This window comes from Bradyrhizobium sp. CCBAU 051011 (assembly GCF_009930815.1).
Classification (GTDB): Bacteria; Pseudomonadota; Alphaproteobacteria; order Rhizobiales; family Xanthobacteraceae; genus Bradyrhizobium.
Map to the genome: position 1 here is coordinate 9,042,284 of NZ_CP022222.1, position 20,657 is coordinate 9,062,940.

Consider the following 20,657-nt stretch of genomic DNA (forward strand, 5'->3'; position numbering starts at 1 on the left):
AAGACGTCTTTTCTTTTCCCGTCCGCAAGATTAATGATCGCCGATTGTTTGTATCAACTGGTCTCGCACCCGTGAAATTGCTCGTCGTCATTGTTAACTATCGCGTCACCCAGCTTGCGATCGATTGCCTGCACTCGGTCGCAAAGGAAATCGCCAGCGTCCCCGGCGTCCATGTCGCAATCTGCGAGAATGGATCGGGAGATGGTTCCGCCGAACTCATCCGGCGGACGATCGAGGACAATGGCTGGTCATCCTGGTGCACCCTCAAGGCGCTCGACGTAAACCTCGGCTTTACCGGCGGCAACAATGCGATTCTGCGGCCGGCGCTGGAATCTGCCGACAAGCCCCAATATTTCCTGTTGCTCAATTCCGATACGATTGTCCGCCCGAACGCCTTCAAGGCACTTGTCGACTTCATGGACCAGAATCCGCATGTCGGCGTCGCCGGCAGCCGGCTCGAAGATCCCGATGGAACTCCGCAGCGCTCCGCATTCCGCTTTCAGTCACCGCTCGGAGAAATCGAAGGCAGCTTGAAGCTTGGGCCAGTGAGCAGGTTGCTAGACCGCTGGATCGTAGCTCCTCCTGTGGTCGATTACGCGTTCGAAACCGATTGGGTTGCCGGCGCTAGCATGATCATCCGGCGCGAGACGATGGAAGCGACGGGATTGCTCGACGAAGGCTTCTTCACCTATTTCGACGACATCGATTATTGCTTCAATGCCAGGAAGCAGGGATGGCCGACCTGGTACGTTCCGGCAAGCCGTGTGGTGCACCTCGTCGGTCAGTCCACCGGCGTGAACAGCAAACCGAAGCGTTTGCCACCCTATCTCCTGGAAGCGCGCAGGCGCCACTTCCTGAAGAACTACGGCGCATTCTACGCGGCCATGGTCGACATCTGCAGAATTGCGGGCCTGTCGCTCTGGCGGCTGCGGGTCATTCTCACGGGAAAGGAAGATACCACGCCTCCGCGGCACCTTTCCGATTCAATCCGGCACAGCGTGTTTTTCAAAGGCTTCAAGGTGATCGACGTCAAGAATCCGGCCTTAACCTCGTGATTTCCGAACCCGATCCGGGATTTCGTTATGTCCGTCGACGATGAGATTGATCGGAGCCTGGTAGAGTTTGCCCAAAAAGTCGCAGCCATACCGAAGGGCATTGCGAACGAAGCTCGTTCCGAACAACCGTCGCCAGACGCGCTCGACGCGTCGCCAGCCGTAGCCAAAATCGGCTGATCCGGACACCCAGCCCTCCCCGCCCACCGGCGCGATCGGCAAACAGATTCGCAATGCGGATGAAATCGCTGGCCTCATCATGAAGTCACTGCGCTCCATCGATGGTTGCCCTGCTCGCGGATTTGTCGTTACGGTCTATGGGTCAAACCCCTGGAACGCCATGCTGACGATTCGGCCGGAAGCGGGCCTCCGTATCGATCGCGGACTCTGGCGTTCCCGGTGCAAGAGATCGGCGCGCGGCTCAGAAAGGACTTCGACGTGGTGTCAACCATCTCGACCAGTGGCTCGTCGTAACCATTCCACAGGGTTGTGCCAGCGAGAGCAGGTCGGGTATCCCAGATATGGCAATCAATTCGGCCAACAACGTCCTGCCTTCCGGGTTTGATCCGTCAGCTCAGCCGTTCCGTCTCCTCGGAATCGACCCCGGCGCAACGGCATCGGAAATCCAGTCCGCCCTCGGCCGGGCACGCGAGATGCATATCGCGCCGGAGAAGAGTCTGGCGGAGGCATCTGCGGCGATTTTGGACCCGGTCCGACGTCTGGCGAGTGAGCTCTCCTATCCCCTCGGCAGCACGCCCGATCGCGTTGACCTCTTCTACATCGAACGGCCCGCCGATGCTTCCGACGACGACATCCTGCAAACATCGGCCCAGTTTGCGCCGCTCTCGGCGGCCAACTTCATTGCGCGTCATGCGGTGCGGCACGGCGCCTCCAGCGAACTGCTCCTTGGCCTGATCGACGCGCACAATTCCATCGATGCAATGGAAATCTATCAGACCCTGCAGGCGCTCCGGAATCGCGCCGGTTGGCCTCCGCCCTCCCTGGCGAGCGTGAGGGATGGGCTGGACGATCTCCTGGACGCGCATTGCGTGGCCGTTATCGAGGCCTACGATCCGATCGAAGCAGCCGCAGAACCGCTGCTGGAAGCCACGCACCGGATCCTCGCAACCCGCGAACCGACGCTCATCCAAAGGCATTCGCTGCTATTGGAAGCCTATCGGCACGCGACTGCGAAAGTGCGCGTCAACGCCGATCAGCAGGTCGACAGCGCCTGCCAAGCGCTGGAACAACAACCGAGCGACGCATCGTCGATTGAGAGATTGGCAGACGCGCTGCAAGTCTGGATGTCGCTGTGCGAACCGCTGTTGTTGCTCGACGCACACCAGGGGTTCAGCGACGGCGAAACGAACGTCACACCTGATCGCGTCTTCGGCTTGCTCGGCGAACTCAGCAGCCGACGGCACTACCGTACGGCACAGCAGGTTCTGGATCACGTACTCGTCGCTTTCGGGTCAATCCCGGATGCGGCTGCACGCCTCGCCAAAGTCGGAGACATACTGCGCGAAATGCTGCAGGCCGGTTCGACTGCCATCGTGCACGAGCCGGGCCTTGCAGTGCCGACGCAGAGCGGCGGCTTCCCTCATGCCAGAAAGGCTGCGCTAGCGGCCGCAGCGCTGCTGATCATGCTTGGGTTTCTGGTTGCGTATTGGGCTTTCGACGGAGAAGTGGCACCCTCCGTCGCCCCAGCACCCAATCCGCCCGAGGCGAAGGCGGAGCCGGAATTGCTTCCTGCCGTCGGCAAGGGCCAGCGCTTCGCGCGAGAATACGTCCGTTACTGCCGTTTTCAGGAGGAGCGGCTGCGTGTCGTGAAGCAAAAGGTTCGAGGTCCCGAAGACATCCGCGCCTATAACGCGCTTGCAAACGACTACAATTCACGTTGCTCCGATTTCTTCTATCAGGACGAAGATCTAAGAGCGGTGAAGGAGGAAGTCGTCGCGAAACAAAAACTTCTCGAAGCCGACGCCGAGCGCATACTTTCGACCTGGCCCTGGCGTACGAACGTCGGTGGAGCACCTGGGGCGTCCTCCAAATGAGCCGAAATCGTTCGGATAACCTTACTGGCGTCACAAGCCCCTCATGGTGAGGAGCGCAAACAGCGTCTCGAACCATGCGGCCCCGTCCGTGGCCCTACATCCTTCGAGACGCCCGCGTCTCGCGGGCCCCCTCAGGACGAGGTTTTTAGAGGCCTTGGCGCGCCAATATCGGGCGAAGCATCGCACAAGCGTCAGCGCAAAGTTCCCGATTTAACTTTTTCCGCGGCTATCAAGCTTAACGCGCGAGTTGCATTGCGAATGGCCTGCGAAAAACTATGGTTGTTTTCGAGTTACCGTATTCGGCCGAATTGATTGCATCACCTTGCGGGGTATTACGTGAAGCGCCAGCCTTTGAGCAGACCCAAGAACGTCCGGGCATTACCGGCCACGAATTCGCTGAGAGACCGCTACGCTGAAGTGCTGAGGTTGCGTCGGGCCATTTGCCAGACCCAGGCCGCGCTGCAGGCGCCGGCTACCGTCAATCGGCTCGCCGCGAAGTAACCTCATGCGTTCGACCGTTACCAGGTGCGCCTACCTGTTTGCTATCGTCACAGCCATGATCGGCTGGTCGTGGCTGCTTCTGCATAGCCTCGCCTGGGCGTTTGATTACTAGACTGATTTGAGGACGGACGTGGCGCCGCCTCGAGGCCTGCGCTCAGTCGCAGACTCTGACCGCTCGTTGCCGCCAGCCCCTGGCGGTCCAGACGCGGCGCAGCACATAGCAGGCAGCTTCGCTGCGATAAGCCCATGGACCGTACTCGGCATACTCGCCATAGCCGAACGGATAGTCATAGCCATCGTCAAATGGATGACCGTAGAGACGCGCGTAGCCGTAGGCCCCTGGATAGCCAATCCCGCGGAATCCCGGCGCGACGATATACGTGCCACCGGCTGCCGCAACTTCAGGGACGATCGTGAGCGTCAGGCAAAGCGAAAACAAAGCTGAACTTGCTTTACGCATATTCCGGCGTCCTTGCACTACCCCGCGGAGCAGAATGGTCTGATGGAGCCTTGGCCAGATGATCGATGAACTGAGCGCCGAACTCGCATCCGATGCGCCATGCCAGCCGGCACCGGCGGGGGCGGCCGGTCGAGAGGATCAGCGTGAACTCCGCGGGCACATCGAGATTTTCAGCGATAACCCGCACGCCGCCATCTGATATGTCCGTGATCGTGCAATCGCGCGGCAGCGAGCCGACCCCCAGCTGAATCTTAGCCGCCCCGTGACAGGCACGACGTTCGCTTTTTCGCCGATCCACAAACACCCCGACCCCACCCATATTTGTTGATTTTGTCTTTCGGCAATCTTATCGAAAATCCGTTGGGCTTCGCCTAAGCGATCGCCCCGCAGTCGATGGTTTCCATTGGTGGAAAGTTTACCGCTACCACCGGCCGACAAGGCCTCGCAAAATCTCTGACGGCCCAGGGTAAGGTTAAAGATTCAATTGCCTCGAAAGCAGCTCTGAACCGGTACAAAGTGCGAAGATGAGAAGGCACACAGCTATCAGGCGCGGAATTGCGGCGATCGCGATCGTTCAGCAGCATCATGATGGGTTAATCGAACCCGCCCCAAATCTACGGCAGATTTACTGATAGATTTGTTTTGAGAAGCATTTAAGAATGCAGATCTCCCCGGCGTTACTGGCGAGAAAGGTCACACATGGTTACTTTGCATCATCACTTTGCGGTGGGGTTATGAATTTTCAACGCATCATGGGCCTTGCGGATTACTATTCTCGCAGCAAAGGCAAGTTTTATCCTTGGGGTTTTGCAATGAACGGCATGACCTCCAGATTGGAGGCCGCGCGTCAGATCATTCACGTGCTCGCCATTGAAAGAATTGTCGAAACCGGATCGTTTCGCGGCACGACGGCTGAATGGTTTGCTCAATTTGGCCTTCCGTTGGAAACAGTCGAGCTCGCGGAACGCTATTGGACTTTTTCAAGGGCTCGACTGGCCAAGTTCACGAACGCGAAGGCTTACTTGCAATCCTCGGTCCCGTTTTTGAAGGAACGGATTGCCCTCGGATCGGTGGAGAAGGACGCGCGACAATTTTTTTATCTGGATTCTCATTGGGAAAACCATCTCCCCTTGCGGGAGGAACTCGAGTTGATCTTCAATCACTATACCAACGCCGTCGTCCTGATCGATGACTTCAAGGTAGAGGATGATCCGGGTTATGGCTTCGACCACTACGCGCCGGACAAGGAACTGACCCTCGCCTATGTTCGGAATTCCGATCTCCCGAACCTGTCGTGCTTCTATCCTGCCATTCAATCAAGGGAAGAAACTGGCGCCAGAAGGGGCTGGGTAGTCTTGACTTCAAATCCCGGGATGGCCGAACAATTGAGGACGGTACCCTTGCTGCGAGAATATCCGCTCAAGACATAGATTCGGCAATTTGGGGCAGTGCATCGTTTCCAAATTGATTTCAGAGCTAATCTGGATGCAAGCACGGATCAGACAAATATGCCGTGTCATTGAAGGCGGGCCGGCGCATCTACGCTGACTGGGCTACGTTTCATGCCATCGCCGGTTCTGATGATAGCGCGCCAAAGGCAACCGTACCGACGTGGGGCATCGATCTTTGGAGGTCACTGATAGATGCGACGGTTTCACCCTTCCGGTGTTCTTTGCCGAACAGGCGCGTGTTCGGCAACGATTGAAGGGCGACCAGCTTACTTCGACAATAACCACCTCGCCGCGTCAGCCTCCGAGTTTTGGTCTCGTATTTTTGACGATTTCGATCTTCCCACAGGCAGACATGAACCGTGATCGCAATCGCCGCACGGGTCGACGGCGCTATAAGGTGGAGAGACGTTTAATTACCCTTTAAAAAAATGATCCAAATTTTGAGTCATATCCAGCCGGGAAAGCTTCCGATTGGAATCATCTCCAGCATTAGAATGGCGAATTGCCCCGGCCGAGACCGCTATATTGGGTGGTCCGAATAGGATTCGCTGCGAAATTGACCTTCTTGGTTCAAAAATGGACAAAAACAGCCTAAAAAACTGATAGAGAATGATTAGAATGCTGTGCGCCGCGGTTGACTTGGCTAGAATTCGCAGATATTAATATCTTATTAAATTCCAGGAGTGAAAAAATGAATAAGCTGCTCAAATTTACTGGCGCTGCATTATTTGGCGTTCTGCTTCAGAGCGGCGCCTCACAGGCGAATGTGCTTCTAAATGGCGGGTTTGAATCAGGGGATTTCACCAATTGGACGGTGAATCTTGGCACTAGCTATCCTCAAGTCGTTATTGCCTATAATCAACCTGGCGGTTATCCCACCGGCGCGTTCGGGGAACCTATCCCCACAGCACCCAACGGTGGAACCTACGGTGCTTACTTTGTTTCGGACACTGCCACCCAATCGATCTCCCAGTCGATCAGCCTGACGCAGGGGCAGCACTACCAGGTCAGCTTCCAGGTCTATTCCCCCAACAACGGTCGGAATAACCCATTCGATGCTACACTCCAGTCGAACGTGGATGGGGTGCTCTCCCCGCTGTTCACGGCCAAGACTTTGGCGAGCGGATGGACCCTTTACTCGGCGATTTTCGCGGCCAGCGCCGGTCCCTATACTTTCTCGCTGAATTTCCACGGCCAGGGCATTCCTGCGGCAGACTTTGTGGTTGATAATGCGACGGTGGCGGCTGTTCCTGAGGCTTCCACTTGGGCGATGATGATCCTGGGCTTTGTCGGCGTCGGCTTTCTGGCCTATCGCCGCCGGGAAACTCCGAAGAAGATCGGCTTTCGCCTCGCTTGATGATTTCAGCCGTATCTGAGTTGGAAGCCGCCCAATTGGGCGGCTTCCTTTTTTGTCCACCGGCTTGATGGTGCAGGGCGAATTCCCAGCCTAGCCACAATGTGGCGTCGGCGGACTTCACCGATTGAATAATTTATTTAATAATATTAAATATAAAAAACTTTAATACACCGCGCCGCACATAGCCAACTGCAACAACGTCGAGCCACTAACCATACGCGCCAGCGTAGACTCCAAGAGCAACTCCACTAGCGGGAAGGCAAGAACTTCCCGTTTGCCGTCAAGCACGCCGCCATCCGCACGTACGAACTGCCGCCTGTCTGCAGTCGGGCGCGAAGATCGACAAGCAACAACCGTTCATCCCGATGCTTCACCACGGTAAGGTTAAGCAGCCAAATCATTCGCACGAAAGCGATCGCCAATGCACAAGTCCGGTATGAACCGGAAGATCGTTACTAAGCTAATGCCGATAGCGGCATGGATGGCCGTCATCACGATCGCTTACGCCACGCTGACGCATGTCGGCTTCGTCTATGCCATCTATTTCAAGCTCTCGCCGTTCGTGATGCGGCCGGCGATGCAAACCTACGCGCATTTCGAGCACGTGATCGCGTTTGCCAGCCTCGGCGCCCTGTTCGGGTTCGCCTACCCTCGGCGCCTGATCCTGGTTTGCTGCATCGTACTCGGCGCCGCGGTGCTGCTGGAGATATTACAGACCGTCACGCCGGACCGGCACGGCACATTGATCGATGCGCTGGAGAAAATGGCGGGCGGCGCGGCCGGTATCCTATTTGCGAGAACTGCGTGGCGGATATGGCCTGCCAAGGACATACCATCCTGAGATTGGCAGCCCCTTCTGACTTAACTCCCAAGGCAGCCGACCACATGACGGTTCCGCAATGCGAAACCAGCAGGCTCATTTCACGTGCAACGAGGCGTTATCCCCACCGGAGATTGACTCAAATTAAAAGAATGTGTTTAAAGGAAGTACAACTATTAATAAACGGGGGTATTATGCGGTTTTGGACGCTGGGCTTGATCGGTCTGGGGGCCGCGCTGGCGTTGACGTCGTTTGTCAGCTCCGCTTCGGCGGTCGTCACGTTTAATCAGAATCTGGCGTCGGGCTGGACCCAGGGGAGTGGCACCAGCAACGGCCATTTCACGGTCGACACCGAGGACAATGGGGTGGAGCTCGGACTGCGTGCCTCCCTTCGATTTATCGGGCCGATCACGCCGACAGGAAATCTGTACATCGCGCCTGTGGGCAGCACTCCGCCCGGCAGCGCACTGTGGAATTTCGAGTTCTCGGTCAATCCCGGCTCGCTGGTAGGCACCCATTCGCTGCTGACGATTACCGGTCCCGGAGGATCATTGGCGTTCGATCCGATTATAATCGGGGACAATACGCCGATCGGCGGCCCGCTCTATCAGAACAGCGAGAATCTTGGCTTTGCCTTTCTGGGCGGTCCGATCAATTTCAACCCGAATATTTCCGGCATCTACACCTTCGATCTCAAGCTCCTCAGCGCAAACAACGACGTGCTGGGCGACGTCTCGATACAGGTCAATGCCATACCCGAACCCTCGACCTGGGCGATGTTGATCCTCGGCTTCGCCGGCATCGGCTTCGTGGCCTATCGTCGAAAATCGCGGCCGGCCGCGCTGGCCGCCTGACCCCATCTTCCTAGACGAAGTGAAAGGCCGCCTTCGGGCGGCTTTTCCATTGCGCCCACTGATTTGAAATCCATCTGAAAGCCGCTCTGCCTAAACTGGCTGCTGCCCTAAAACCCAGATCCACCAGAGGCCGATGGCAAGGTGCGGTCCGAACGAGATCGCCTGCTTGCCGTCCAGCTCATGTCCTTGCGCTCTCAGGATCAGCAAGCTGGCCAAAGCGGAAGCCACCGCGATCAACAGCAAGCCCGGGATTCCTACCGCGCCGATCCAAAAGGTGCCCGCCGCGACAAATTTCACGTCACCAAAACCCAGCCCGTCATGGCCTCGCAGCCAACGATAACAGGCCCGGAACAGGACCGCGGCAGCGAAGACCAGCGCAGCCTCCACCCCACGCGACCAGACGTCTGCCGGGCCCCACAGATAGGCCTGTAGCGCTCCGCCTGCGGCCAGCGCCAGGACCATGCTGTCCGGAATGATGCCGTAGCGGCCGTCTATGGCGCATACGCTGGCCGAGAGAACGACGAGGTAGCAGCCTGCGAAGGCCGGCAATGCCCAGCCAGGATCGCCTGCAAGGCTAAGTGCGAGCCAGATCGCGCCGGCGATCAGGCCCCATGCCACGGCGACGTATTGCCGTCCGGACGGCTGCCACACCAGCACGCCGCTGAAGAAGCGGCCGGTACGGTCGCAGGTCTTGCGGAGCGCGCGTATCATCTCCCGCTCGCATGCAGGGGAACGGTCAGCTTCTCGCCTTGCCCCTCCAACACGACCTGCTCCGGCGTAACCGCGGCGACGCGCCAGCCATCGATCTGGCCATTGACCTGAACCCACACGCCCACCGGGTTTTGCGACGTCATCAGGAACGCCTTGGCCACCCCGTCGCTCATGAACACCCCTTTCAGGGAAATTCCGGAGTCCAATGTCGGCGCCATCGGCAGTGGCGCGGAAATCGGCTCCGCCGCGACAGGAACCTGCCGATTCCGCACGAACAGGGGGCGCTGCAGGATATTCTCGAACCCTGCGGAGGCGCGCGCACCGGCTGCTTTGGCGGCCGTCCCACCGCTGCCTAACCATGCCGGGGCCGAGACCGTCGACAGCTCCAGCGAAATCACCGCGCTTATCGTCATCACGCCGACCAGCCCGATCCAGGCTACAAAAGCGATGATGAGGACACGCGTCGCAGGGCGCAGCGCCGCCAATTCGCTTCGGCCGGGCAGCTCCGACCGCCCCAGCATGGCGGCCAGCCTGCCGGCTGCGAATTGCCGCGGCGAGCCGGTCATGCCCGCCAGCCGAAGCTGAACCATCTGGGCCAACGACGTCATGGCGTCCGCTCCACCAAGGTCGATCGGCGGCCGGCTTGTTGGCCGTCCACCGCCCGGTCAACGGGTGGTTGCGGGCCGTCCCGGATAGCGCCCTGAACCCTCAACTCCGCCCTGATCGGACCGTCCTCCCCGTCCGCCAGGCTGCGGAACGAGGCGGAGGAGACAAACAACAGCGGCGTCTGGTTCTCGATCGTGAAAATCATGTCTCGAACCGCCTTCAATGGCCCTTCGAGCTCGACGCTGACGGCAATCATGGGCAACGACTGGGACCGGCCGCCCTGCAATCCGCGGATCGCGAGCAGATTGACGCCGGCATTCGCGGCCATCGATTTCAGGCTGGCCTGCAGATCGGCACTGGCAACGCGCTCTTCATTGCCGGGAAGGAAAGGATCGCCTGTTCGCCCGACGCTGACGGCCGACTTCTTTGCCGCACGCGTCACGTTCTGGAAATGCGCAAGCTGTGCCGCATGGTCCGAAATCTCTTCGCCCCTGGCGGCAAAGTGACCCATGATGGGCGCGAAGATGAAGATGGCCGTGAAGAGGATGGCAGCGGCGTTGAATGCCAGGAAGGGCGTTCCGCGCGCCAATTTCAAATTCCCAATCATGGCGCAGGCCGGGATCTTGCGGCCGGCCGCGCCGCGCGGGCGCCACGCAGCTTGAACAGAATGCTGAAGCGATCCTTGCGCTCGTTCGCGTCAGTCGTGATCGCAGACGTCAGCGTCGCGCCGGAAAACAGCGGCGACTGGTCGATGATGCGAACCAGACCAGCGGCGTCCGCTGAAAACCCGGATAGCGTCACCGTGCCGTCAGCGATGCGGGTTTCGGTCAGAAAGGTATGGTCGGGCAGGATGCGCGACAGCTCATCCCACACGGCGAGAACACCGGTGTCAGCCTTCATCGCGAACAGGCGCGCCGCGGGATCCATGCCGTCGCGGCCGCTTTGAGCTGATAGCCGGGCCTCGATGAGCGCCGCTTCCAGCGCGGCGGCAACGCTGGCCTGACGCCATTCGAAGACGACCAGGCCAAGCAGGACGGCCACGAGGGCGGCGACCGCCAGCAGCCGGACCGCGCGCAACGCCCAGGCCGGATCTTCGTCGCTCACAGTGCGGAACGTGATCACGGGCACGGCCTCACCATTGGCATCCGTCACCGCAAGACAGTCGACATCGCGCGAGGCCAGACCGAGCTCCGACAGGGCGGCCTCGGCGCGATCGCGCCGGATGATCCAGTGGCACATCGGCACGACGCCGTCCGATTCCTCGCCGACGGCGGTTGCCGCATGCCAGATGTCCGGAAGCTGGAATGGCGTCCGCCGCAAGATGTCCTGGTCCAGGATCCTGGGCAGGGCACCGAAAGCGGCCTTGGGCACGCTCAACTCGCGGAGAAAGAAAAGCTCGCGCGAAATCATCGGAGCGACTGTCACAGCTTCCCGCGATACTCCCTGTTCGGTGAGCCACCGTTCGAATGTGGCGACGCTGAAGCGGGATAAGGGAATCCGGATTTCCGCCGGGCCAGCGGCGGAGGTCAGGCGGCACGTGACACTGTCGCCATTGCGCCAAAGCGTCATGACCGGTCTCGCCTCGCCCTCAGCCCATTCGCGCCAGCGCGCGGGGACCGCATCGCGCAATCCGGACAGCCACCACTGCGCAAAGCCCCTGCCCCACTCGTTCACGACGTGGAGGCCGCCGGCACGGGCTGGCAGATTGGCGACAGGCATGATCGTCACTTCCGACATCGCGGACATTCGATTCGAATGGACGAAGCCTATTTACTAATTCTTTACGAAGGGTAACGAGCGGCCTTAGAGCATGATCAGGTCAGGTCCAGCCCAACGCTGCGTTGACCGCCGGGACGAAATATCGAAAACAACCCCATGCAAAGTAGCCGTCAAGTGCCTGCCTAGCAGGCGACTGACCTAATCGCATTGGACTCTAGCCCGGTCGCGTGAGGCTTCGGCCGCACCTCACAGCCCGCTTTAACTGCATTCAATTATCGGCTCATCTTGTTGTTCGGACACGATGTTCCGAAAAATCGGTGAGGCATCAGCCCTGACGCAGCGCCACGATGGTGGCGGGCTCATTACGCCGCTCATCCTCAAACTCGATCCGGATCGAAACCAGATCCGGCAGCCGCTCGGCGCGAACCCAATCAGCGCGCCAAGCCGGCTTGATCTTGGCATCTACGGTACCGAAATATCCAATACGGATTTCACGCACGCCGCTAAGCACCACGACCCGGGTCGAGCCTGGTTCGGGCTTCTCCTTCGAGCGCGCCCCGGTAAACGCCGTGAAATCAGCGACGATATCACCACCGCTCCGTCGCAGGACGATCTTGTGCGGGCCGCCCCGCAGCGACCGCCCCTCGCTCAAGCCCACGAAGGAGATGACCTCGCCGCGGCCGTCGAACCCCATGGCGTCCTTTGAGCCCGCCCCGTCAAACCGGACCGGCAGCGCCGACCCGACCAGCGCCGCCACGGTCTGGATCGCGGCACTGGTCTCGCTTCCGATCTCGCTGGCGCGATCGGCGCCGAAAGCCCGCCGTGCCATCGACAATCCGCCGGCCAGGAAGCCGGTCAAGACCGCGAGGATAGCAAGCGACAGCAGCAGTTCGATCAGCGACAACCCCTGCTCGCCCCTGCGGCGAGCAGCAACGCGACGGATCAGCCGGTTGTGCCTGACCGGCATCATTGCTTCGCCTCTGCCGCAAGCTTCAATGCCGCGAGCCTGGTGGCGGTGCCGTCCGGTGTCTCCACGGCTACTTCAACCCAGAACGATCTCAAGGCACCACTTGCGGGGGGCGGCCGGGCGCCCTGCGGCGCACGCGTGTCGCCGGCGGCACGGACCTCCGTAACGGTCTGCCGCCACCGGAATTTGTTCGCGACCAAACCTTCGCGGGTGCCCGCCACGAGCGTCTCGGAAACGCCGGCAGCTTCGAGGCGGGATTGCGCAACCCGCAGCGCGGTGCGATTGACCTGCGTGCGCACATCGGAACGCATCGCCACCACCACGCCCGTCGATATTGCGCCGAGCCCCAGCGCCAGGATGACGAAGGCGACAAGGATTTCGAGCAGCGCAAATCCGCGCTCTCCGTCGCGCCTCGCCGGTATCCGTCCGGATCGCACGCCCATCATTGGATCAACCGCGGTTCGCCGGTCAGCCAGTTGACGGCGATCCGCGCCGACCGCCCGTCCAGCGTCAACGCGATCTCGCCGCCGGACGACTGGCCATCTGGATAGAATCTGATACCGCCCGTATCGCCCGAACGTTCCGTTCGGCAACTACCACCGCGGCAGCCATTCCACGCGGCAGAGCATGCATCGAGTTCGGCAAGCCGAACCGGCCTTTCTCCACATCGATGCGGAACAGCGTTTCCGCATTGCTCGACATCGCCTGCGCGCGCGCGAGCTGAAGCGTCGCCGTGACCGAGCGGGCCGTGACGGCGACACGCGTGGCCGCGGCCTTCGGTTTCGCGGACAGCGTGCCGGCAAGGACAAGGGCGATGATGCCGATGACCACGAGCAGTTCGGCCAGCGTGAACCCGGCTGAGGATGGCGCGGGGCGTTTCATTGGAATGCGAGATTGTTGATCGACAGCACCGCGCTCATCACATGCATGATGAGCCCGCCGATGCTGCCGCCGATGAGAAGCGTCAACGCCGGCGTCAGCAGGCCGACCATGCGCTCGATGCGCCGCTGCAGGTCGGCCTCGATCACGGTGGCCACCTGAATGAGCATGGGGCCGAGCTGACCGGACTCCTCGCCGACCGCGACGAGGCGAAGCGATGCGGGCGGCAACAGGCCATCGCTATCGAAGGCCCGGTGCAGCGGCGTGCCTTCCGGAACACGCTTGATGGCATTCCCGTAGAGCGCGTTGAGGTGCCGGTTGGTGACGAGCGCACGCGCGGTCTGCATCGCCGACATCAACGGCACCCTTGCAACGAGCAGCGTGCCGAGCGCCCGTGCAAAGCCGCCGGCTGCTCGGCTTTGCACGAGCCGACCGATCACTGGCAGCGAGCATTTCAAACGATCCACACCGAGCATGATCTCGGGGTTTTGTTTCGCCCTTCCCCACGCCACGAAACCCGCCACGCCGCAAAGCGCGGACACGAGCAGAACGATCAGCCAGTTGTCCTGAACCTCCTCGAAGAAATGCAGGATACCCGGCAGCGGAAGGCCGGCGTCGGTGAAGATCGGCGAAATGCTGGGTATCAGCACGAAAACGATGACGACGACCGAGACCAGCGACATCAGGATCAGGACCATCGGATAGACCAGCGCCGACGTGATCTTGTTGCGGATCTCGAGCCGGCGCCCCAACAGCTCGGCGATCTGCGTCAACACCTGTCCGGTGACCCCTCCGGCTTCGCCGGCGGCTAGAATGGCGCGGTAGTCCGACGGAAACACGTCCGCTCGCTGCGCCATCGCTTCCGAGAGCTGCAGTCCGGCCAGCACGTCCTTGAGAAGCCCGTTGGCAAGACGCGCGGTTTTCGGTGCCGCGCCGGGTCCTGCGATGATACGGAACGCGGCATCGAGCGTCAGCCCGGAATTGATCAGCGAAGCCAGCTCCACCGTAAAGGCCGTCAGCTCCTTCAGGCTGAAGCGGTTTGACTGAACGATCTCCCGCTTCCATATCGACGCTTCCGCCTCTTGCGGCGACGCGGATGGCTGGCTCGCGCGTGGTGGCGCATGGTCGGCCACGCCGTAGGTTTCGAACGGGGTCAGCCCCGAGCCATATAGCGCATCGATGGCTGCATCGAGTCCTTCGGCGACGATCGTTCCTGCCGTAACCGCGCCTCGCGCCGTGTAAGCCTTGTAATGGAAGGTCGCCAAGGCCGGTGCTCCCTTTAGGACGCGCGGGTGACGCGAAGGACTTCTTCAAGCGAAGTCTCTCCGGCCCCGACCTTCATGAGGCCATCCTCGTAGAGCGTGTGAAAGCCCGCTTTGCGCGCAAGCTGCTCGACCGTGCGCTGGTCCTGGCTCCTTCTGCCGATCGCCTCGCGGATGCTGTCGTCGATGACGAGCAGTTCCGATATCGTGGTGCGGCCGCTATAGCCGGTGTTGCCGCAGGCCTCGCAGCCAACTGGCTGCCGGCTGTGCGACCAATCCACTTGCGGATGGCCCGCTCTCGCCATCTTCAGCTTGCCATGGGCCCGTTCGCTCTCGCTATGCAGTCGTGAACAGGCCGGACAGAGCTTTCTGACCAGACGCTGCGCCATCACGCCTGCGATCGTCGAGGCGAGAAGGTAACGCTCCAGGCCGATGTCGATCAGGCGCGTGATCGCGGCAATCGCGCTGTTGGTGTGCAGGGTCGAAAACACCAGATGGCCGGTCAACGCCGCCTGGATTGCGATGCGCGCCGTTTCGAGGTCGCGGATTTCGCCGATCATGACGATGTCCGGGTCCTGGCGCAGGATCGAGCGAAGCGCGGTGGGGAAGTCGAGACCGATCTGGGGCTGAACCTGGATCTGGTTGATCCCGGAGAGCTGATATTCGATCGGGTCTTCCACCGTGAACAGTTTCAGCTCGGGCCGATTGAGATCCTTCAGGGCTGTGTAGAGCGTCGTCGTCTTGCCGCTGCCGGTCGGGCCGGTCACGAGAATGATGCCGTTCGGAAGTGCCATCAGGCGCTGGAGAGATCCTTGCGTCCTGCCGTCGAGCCCGAGCTTGGTGAAATCCAGCTCCACCCGTGTCCGGTCGAGAATTCGCATCACGACGCTTTCGCCGAACGCCGTCGGCAAGGTCGAGACACGGATGTCGATCTCGACGCCGCGCACGACCGTCTTGATGCGGCCGTCCTGCGGCAATCGCCGCTCGGCGATATCAAGCTTGGCCATGATCTTCATGCGCGTCGTCAGCGCGGCCCGCAGTGGCGCGGGCACGAGACGTTCCTGCTGCAAAAATCCGTCGATGCGGTAGCGAACGGCGACGGCATCGCGCCCGGGTTCGACATGCACGTCGGAAGCGCCGCGTTCGACGGCTCTTGCAATGATCTGATTCACCAGCCGAATGACCGGCGCTTCGTTGGCGATGTCGCGCAGTCGCTCGACGTCGAATTCGCTGCCGTCGTTGCCGGGGGGAAGCGCGATGCCGTCGGTTTCCTCGGCATGCATCTCGGACGCCGCGTCCTGATACAGCGTCCGCAAGGCGCGTTCGATTTCCGCCGGAGCAATCACGGCGATATCGACGCGCACGTCGAGCATGTAGCTGATAGCCTTGGCCGACTCATCGACGAAGGGATCGGCGGTGGCGATCAACAGGCGCCGGCCGTCGAACGTAACAGGCAGGATCCGGTTGGTCTTGAGGAAGGCGAGCTGCAGGCGGTCGGCCAGAACGGGCCGTGCCGGAATGTCGGCTGGCTCGATCAGTGGCAGGCCGCAATAGGTGGCATAGGCCAGGCAGAGATCGGCCTCGGAGATCAGGCCGAGCTTGACCAGCACGAGGTCGAGACGTTCGGAGGCTGCCTCAGCCGCCCGCCGCGCGCGGCCGATGGCGGCGGCATCGACCAGGTCCTTCCCGACCAGAAGGTCGGAGAACGCCTGGGCGAAGCCGGCGTCCTTTGGCCCCGGCAGTTTCGCTGCCCGGCTCAAGGGCGCGGCCGGACGCAACAATTCCTGGATATCGAATGACATGCGCGGCTCGGCGGTCTCGCGGGATTTTTCCGTCGGCGCGATTCTAGGAGGTTTTGATTAACCAAAGCTTTGACGCTTTGTTTGCCATTCCTCCGTAAATATTTGCGAAGACGCGAGGTCAGGCGGCCTGGCCGTCCCAAAGGCTTCCCGACGTGGCAGACCGGCCAACAGCTCGAACGAACCGCTTTCCCGTCCCCGGCCGGTCGGAATGCCCTTTCCTGCCCCGCCGCAAGGCCGGCCAATCAGGCTTCGCGCTGGTCGCCGTGATCTGGACCTTGGGCCTGATCACGCTGCTCGGAATGGCTGTCATCGTCGGTGCCCGTTACCGCACCAAGACATCGTCGAACTATGCCTCCGTCGCCGCCGCCGAGATGGCAGCAGAGAGCGCCGTCAACCTGGCAATCGCCACGGCGCTGGCCCCAACGCCCGAGCAAACCGTTAGTTTTCCGCTACGGTGCCGGCTGCCCGGCGGCGAACACGCCACCATCATGGTCGAGGAAGAGACGGGGAAGATCGACCTGAACGCGGCATCTCCGGCCACGCTGACGCGCTTCTTCACCGCGCTTACGGGCGATCAGTCGAGAGGCACCCGCATCGCCTCGCGGATCATCGAATTCCGCAAACCCAAGGCGCAGAGCACGCCGGGCGCCGGGCCTGCTGAAGTCCGCTTCACGACCGTGATGCAGCTCGATCAGATCGACGGCATGTCGCCCCTTCTGTTCCGGACAGCGCTCCGCCACGTCACGGTTCGCTCCGGGCGGCCCGAGCTCGATATGGAAGCTGCCTCTCCTGCCACGCTGAGGTTGCTCAATGTCGCGCCGAAGCAGGCGGCCGGCAAGCGCGGGCTGCCCACAGGCGGCAGCATAACCATCCGCGCGGATATCAGCGCCTCGGACGGCACCCGCTTCATACGCGAAGCGCTGGTCTCGCTGGAAGGCGGCAACGGGCGGCCGTTCGTCATTCGCGAATGGCGGCGCGGCGATATAGATTCATCAGGCGCGCGGCAGGAACGCGCCCAAGGCACGGGACCTGCGTGCCTGCGCGTTCGCGACACAGCGGCAAGCTGAACTTCCGCATCGGCTATCAAGCCGCAAACTAGCCTTTGGAATTGAGCACGACCGGCGGCGGCACAGGCGGCGGTGGTGGTGGACGAACGGAGCCTTCGAGCTTCAAACGCTCCTCGACAACGGCAGGGCCCGGCTCCATCACGGTACAGCCCTTGTAGCGCTGCAGATCCGCCAGCGCGTCGAGCCGCCTGCGTTCGTCGATGAGCTGCTTGGGCGCGTCGAGCGGATAACGCTCGTAGCCGTAGCCCGCCAGTGGCCCCACGGCGAGCCAATATTCCAGCCGGGCGGCACGCCGCGCCGCATAACGGAAGGACGCCGCAATGCCGCTGCAGCTCATGGATTCATCGACCGGCAGGACGGCATAGGGCGGCGGCGGTTCGATGATCGGATAGGCATAGGTCACGCAGCCGGCCAGCGAGCAGGCCAGGCTCGACAGCAGCGAGAAACTCCTCAGACAGGTTGCGGCTCGCTTCCTCACTGTGACGTTATCCGCTGAAAGGTATTTGCCGGCGTACGCTCGCGCGACGTCGTATGCGGCATGTAGACATGCATCTTGCGTCTGTACTCTTCCGTCACGAGACGGCTTTCGGTGCCGTCGCGGACCACCTTGGGCGTGATCAGGATGACGAGTTCGGTCTTCTGGACCTGGTCGCCCCGGTTGGAGAACGCGGCGCCGAGCCCGGGGATGTCGCCGAGCAGCGGGATCTGGTTGCTGGTCTTGCTGGCCTGCTCCTGGATCATGCCGCCGAGCGCCAGCACCTCGCCGTCATTGACGACGACGGTGGTCTTGACGCGGCGCTGCTGGATGGTCGGCGAGTCGATGCCGGAAGACGTGGTCTTCACGACAGCGCTGACTTCCTGCTCGATCTCGAGCTGCACCCTGCCGCTCTCGTTGATGCGCGGCGTCACCGAAAGGATCACGCCGGTGTCCTGCATCGTGATCGAATTGACGATCGCCGTTTGCGCCGTCACGACGCTGGTCGCAGTCTGCGTGGTAATGGGCACCTGATCGCCGATCTGCAAGCGGGCCGTCTTGTTGTCGAGAACCATCAGCGAGGGTGTCGAAATGACGTTGACGCGCGTCAGCGCGTTCAGTGCGCTGAGCGTCGACGCTATGCTGGCGGCGTTGACGGCATAGTTGAAGCCGGGGAAGACGGATGCCACGCCGCCGGTCAGCGCGTTGGAGAATGAGGCGGTCGGTGTGCCCTTCTTCGATAGCTGCCATTGCACGCCATATTGCAGCTTGTCGTTAAGCGTCACTTCCGCAATGACGGCTTCGATCAGGACCTGGCTGGCGACGACATCCAGCCCCTGGATGACGCGAAGCACGCGCTGGTAATCCCGGTCATTGGCCATGATGAGAAGCGAGTTTTTCGTTTCATCCGCCACGATCTTGAGCGGCGGTTCGCCGCCCGGCCCGTTGGAAGACGGAGACTGGTCCATCGGATCCTGCGCCACTGCATCCGGCTCGTTGTTCAGCGCGCGCTGCAGGCTCTGCAGATCATTGTTGCCGGGATTGACACCACCCCGGAGCAGCCCGGCTGCGGCGCCCTGATCCATATCCGTCACCGAGCCGCCCGGTCCCGGCGGCCTGGCCGAGCTTCCGGAGAAGCTTGCCTGCTTCGATCGCGGTGAAACGCTGCGCGTCGGCTGCTTCACCACTTTCATTTCGTTCGAGAACATCGACTGCAGCACGCTGGCGAGTTCGGCGACGGGCCGGTTCTGCACCTGATAGACATGAAGCTGCCGCTCGGAGCCGGCGGCCTTGGCATCGAGCCGCCTGATCCAGGTCTGCGCCCGCGGCAGATAGCTCGGCTGCGACGTCACGACCAGTATGGCGCCAAGCCGGGTGTTGGCGATGAACCTCACGCGGCCCTTGAGCGGCCCTTCCTTTTCGGCGGCGAAGATCGCTTTCAACTCGTCGACCATTTTTTCCGGCTGGGAAGTTTTCACCGGGACCACAGCGAAGGACATGCCCTTCATGACATCGACATCGAATACCGAGATCGAGTCGAGCATGCTTTCGATTTCCGCCGGAGAGCCCTTCAGCGCGAGAATGTTGCGCTGGTCGTCGGCCTGCACGATCGCGCCTTTCGGCACCATCGGCTCGAGCACGCGGGCCACTTCGGTGGCGGAAACGTATTTCAAGGAAACCACGCGAATGCCGTTGCCGGCGATGGCGCTATCGGCTGGACCGTCGCCGGTCGCGATCACGCCGGTGGCCGCCTGGTCGGCCGGCGCAATCCGATAGGTGCCGCGGCTTTGCACCAGCACCGCACCGATCGGCGCCAGCGCGGTCTGGAACATCTCCAGCGCCTCGGCCTTGCTGACCGGGCGCGTCGTCTGCACCGAAATGACCCCGTCGACGCGGGGATCGACGACGTAGTTCACGCCGATCATGTCGCCGAGGACGGTCTTGGCGGCCTGCTGAAGCGGAACGCTCGCCAGGTTGAGAACCACGTTCCCGTCGGCGCCGGCGGCCTTCCGCTTCGAATAGGTCCCGCCGATCATGCTGCCGCTGCCGCCATCCATGACGGCGACCGCCTGCGATGAGGGTGACGGAAGCGGCACGGCCCCGGTAGGACCGCCGGCCTGGGCATAGGTTTCTTCCAGAGACACCGGCTGTCCCGAAGTCAATCTGGGTTGCGACACCGTCGTCAGAGGCGTCGCGATGGGGGTGGTGCAGCCCGACACAACGAGTATTGCCGCCCAGCAGGCGGCAAATCTCGTCGCAAGGCTACGAGAAAACGACAAAGGAAAACCCCCAAACAAACTTCGCGCCCTGAAATAAATTGGCGCGTAAATAATCGGTAAAACATCATGGTTAATCGACAGTAAATCGGGGGCCATGCTGCGGGAGAGGCGCGAAGCTGCGACGCTTCCGAAAACAGCTTTGCGGCGAGAAAAATCAGGGGAGCGATGGGTCCGCTTCGGACCATTAAAATGTACCCAAGGTAGAGTGAATATCACCGATTTGACCTGGGCGAGCGCCGGCGGCGCTAGCTGGATCGGGACGAAGCTGCTACATTTAATTCCGGCTCTTGAGCCTGAATGTCAGGAATGACGGTATGACGAACCTTGTCGCAGCTCCCGTG

21 protein-coding genes and 2 pseudogenes are annotated in these 20,657 nt (G+C 61.3%); 9 read left to right on the forward strand and 14 right to left on the reverse strand.

The window, feature by feature from the left end; translation table 11 throughout:
- Positions 1–71: 71 nt before the first annotated feature.
- Entirely contained in the window at positions 72–1,055 is a 984-nt protein-coding gene (locus ACH79_RS42510) for a glycosyltransferase family 2 protein (RefSeq protein ID WP_202639148.1), read from the forward strand.
- Between the two features lie 27 nt (positions 1,056–1,082).
- Entirely contained in the window at positions 1,083–1,232 is a 150-nt protein-coding gene (locus tag ACH79_RS42515; protein ID WP_161856089.1) for a hypothetical protein, read from the forward strand.
- Between the two features lie 389 nt (positions 1,233–1,621).
- Here the strand turns inward: ACH79_RS42515 and ACH79_RS42520 are convergent, their stop codons facing one another.
- Complete coding sequence (locus tag ACH79_RS42520) at positions 1,622–1,978, reverse strand: hypothetical protein (protein ID WP_161856090.1); 357 nt, start codon at positions 1,976–1,978, stop codon at positions 1,622–1,624.
- Between the two features lie 15 nt (positions 1,979–1,993).
- Between ACH79_RS42520 and ACH79_RS42525 the strand changes: the two genes are divergently transcribed.
- Positions 1,994–3,106: a hypothetical protein gene (locus ACH79_RS42525; RefSeq protein ID WP_161856091.1), complete on the forward strand. Its 1,113-nt coding sequence runs from the start codon at positions 1,994–1,996 to the stop codon at positions 3,104–3,106.
- A 655-nt stretch (positions 3,107–3,761) separates the two neighbouring features.
- Here ACH79_RS42525 and ACH79_RS42530 read toward each other — a convergent pair.
- Entirely contained in the window at positions 3,762–4,067 is a 306-nt protein-coding gene (locus ACH79_RS42530) for a hypothetical protein (protein WP_161856092.1), read from the reverse strand.
- Between the two features lie 61 nt (positions 4,068–4,128).
- Positions 4,129–4,386, reverse strand: a pseudogene (locus ACH79_RS42535) (PilZ domain-containing protein); the annotation flags it as partial.
- Positions 4,387–4,726: 340 nt separating this feature from the next.
- Here ACH79_RS42535 and ACH79_RS42540 point away from each other — a divergent pair.
- From ACH79_RS42540 to ACH79_RS45435, 5 genes and pseudogenes are all read left to right on the forward strand, one after another.
- A complete protein-coding gene (locus tag ACH79_RS42540; RefSeq protein WP_161856094.1) occupies positions 4,727–5,497 on the forward strand; it encodes a hypothetical protein in 771 nt (256 codons plus the stop codon).
- 213 nt (positions 5,498–5,710) lie between these two features.
- A complete protein-coding gene (locus ACH79_RS45430) occupies positions 5,711–5,881 on the forward strand; it encodes an SGNH hydrolase domain-containing protein (RefSeq protein ID WP_371419347.1) in 171 nt (56 codons plus the stop codon).
- 328 nt (positions 5,882–6,209) lie between these two features.
- Positions 6,210–6,875, forward strand: a complete 666-nt coding sequence (locus ACH79_RS42545; RefSeq protein ID WP_161856095.1) for a carbohydrate binding domain-containing protein — start codon at positions 6,210–6,212, stop codon at positions 6,873–6,875.
- A gap of 436 nt (positions 6,876–7,311) precedes the next feature.
- On the forward strand, positions 7,312–7,716 hold the full coding sequence (locus ACH79_RS42550; RefSeq protein ID WP_161856096.1) for a VanZ family protein: 405 nt from the start codon (positions 7,312–7,314) through the stop codon (positions 7,714–7,716).
- 728 nt (positions 7,717–8,444) lie between these two features.
- Positions 8,445–8,549: pseudogene (locus tag ACH79_RS45435) on the forward strand (PEPxxWA-CTERM sorting domain-containing protein); the annotation flags it as partial.
- Positions 8,550–8,639: 90 nt separating this feature from the next.
- On the opposite strand, the gene ACH79_RS42560 reads toward ACH79_RS45435, so the two are convergent.
- From ACH79_RS42560 to ACH79_RS42600, 9 genes are all read right to left on the reverse strand, one after another.
- Entirely contained in the window at positions 8,640–9,260 is a 621-nt protein-coding gene (locus ACH79_RS42560) for an A24 family peptidase (RefSeq protein WP_161856098.1), read from the reverse strand.
- Positions 9,257–9,868, reverse strand: coding sequence for a hypothetical protein (locus tag ACH79_RS42565; protein WP_161856099.1), 612 nt, complete (start codon positions 9,866–9,868; stop codon positions 9,257–9,259). The genes ACH79_RS42560 and ACH79_RS42565 overlap by 4 nt, the downstream gene beginning before the upstream one ends.
- Positions 9,865–10,455, reverse strand: a complete 591-nt coding sequence (gene gspM, locus ACH79_RS42570; protein WP_161856100.1) for a type II secretion system protein GspM — start codon at positions 10,453–10,455, stop codon at positions 9,865–9,867. Before gspM ends, ACH79_RS42565 begins: the two co-directional genes overlap by 4 nt.
- A gap of 14 nt (positions 10,456–10,469) precedes the next feature.
- Positions 10,470–11,603 carry a PilN domain-containing protein gene (locus ACH79_RS42575; protein ID WP_161856101.1) on the reverse strand — a complete coding sequence of 378 codons (1,134 nt, stop codon included), beginning with the start codon at positions 11,601–11,603 and terminating at the stop codon, positions 10,470–10,472.
- A gap of 307 nt (positions 11,604–11,910) precedes the next feature.
- Positions 11,911–12,552, reverse strand: a complete 642-nt coding sequence (locus ACH79_RS42580) for a prepilin-type N-terminal cleavage/methylation domain-containing protein (RefSeq protein ID WP_161856102.1) — start codon at positions 12,550–12,552, stop codon at positions 11,911–11,913.
- Entirely contained in the window at positions 12,552–12,995 is a 444-nt protein-coding gene (locus tag ACH79_RS42585) for a prepilin-type N-terminal cleavage/methylation domain-containing protein (protein WP_161856103.1), read from the reverse strand. The genes ACH79_RS42580 and ACH79_RS42585 overlap by 1 nt, the downstream gene beginning before the upstream one ends.
- Before the next feature lie 67 nt (positions 12,996–13,062).
- Positions 13,063–13,434 carry a Tfp pilus assembly protein FimT/FimU gene (locus tag ACH79_RS42590; protein WP_161856104.1) on the reverse strand — a complete coding sequence of 124 codons (372 nt, stop codon included), beginning with the start codon at positions 13,432–13,434 and terminating at the stop codon, positions 13,063–13,065.
- The gene (locus ACH79_RS42595; protein ID WP_161856105.1) at positions 13,431–14,696 is read right to left on the reverse strand and encodes a type II secretion system F family protein; all 1,266 of its coding nucleotides are present in this window, start codon (positions 14,694–14,696) and stop codon (positions 13,431–13,433) included. Before ACH79_RS42595 ends, ACH79_RS42590 begins: the two co-directional genes overlap by 4 nt.
- Before the next feature lie 14 nt (positions 14,697–14,710).
- Positions 14,711–16,495, reverse strand: a complete 1,785-nt coding sequence (locus tag ACH79_RS42600) for a GspE/PulE family protein (protein ID WP_161856106.1) — start codon at positions 16,493–16,495, stop codon at positions 14,711–14,713.
- 152 nt (positions 16,496–16,647) lie between these two features.
- Between ACH79_RS42600 and ACH79_RS42605 the strand changes: the two genes are divergently transcribed.
- Positions 16,648–17,562 carry a type II secretion system protein GspK gene (locus ACH79_RS42605; RefSeq protein WP_161856107.1) on the forward strand — a complete coding sequence of 305 codons (915 nt, stop codon included), beginning with the start codon at positions 16,648–16,650 and terminating at the stop codon, positions 17,560–17,562.
- A gap of 28 nt (positions 17,563–17,590) precedes the next feature.
- Here the strand turns inward: ACH79_RS42605 and ACH79_RS42610 are convergent, their stop codons facing one another.
- Together ACH79_RS42610 and gspD are read right to left on the reverse strand one after the other, a co-directional pair.
- Entirely contained in the window at positions 17,591–18,040 is a 450-nt protein-coding gene (locus ACH79_RS42610) for a hypothetical protein (protein WP_161856108.1), read from the reverse strand.
- Entirely contained in the window at positions 18,037–20,181 is a 2,145-nt protein-coding gene (gspD, locus tag ACH79_RS42615) for a type II secretion system secretin GspD (RefSeq protein WP_161856109.1), read from the reverse strand. Before gspD ends, ACH79_RS42610 begins: the two co-directional genes overlap by 4 nt.
- Positions 20,182–20,657 lie beyond the last annotated feature (476 nt).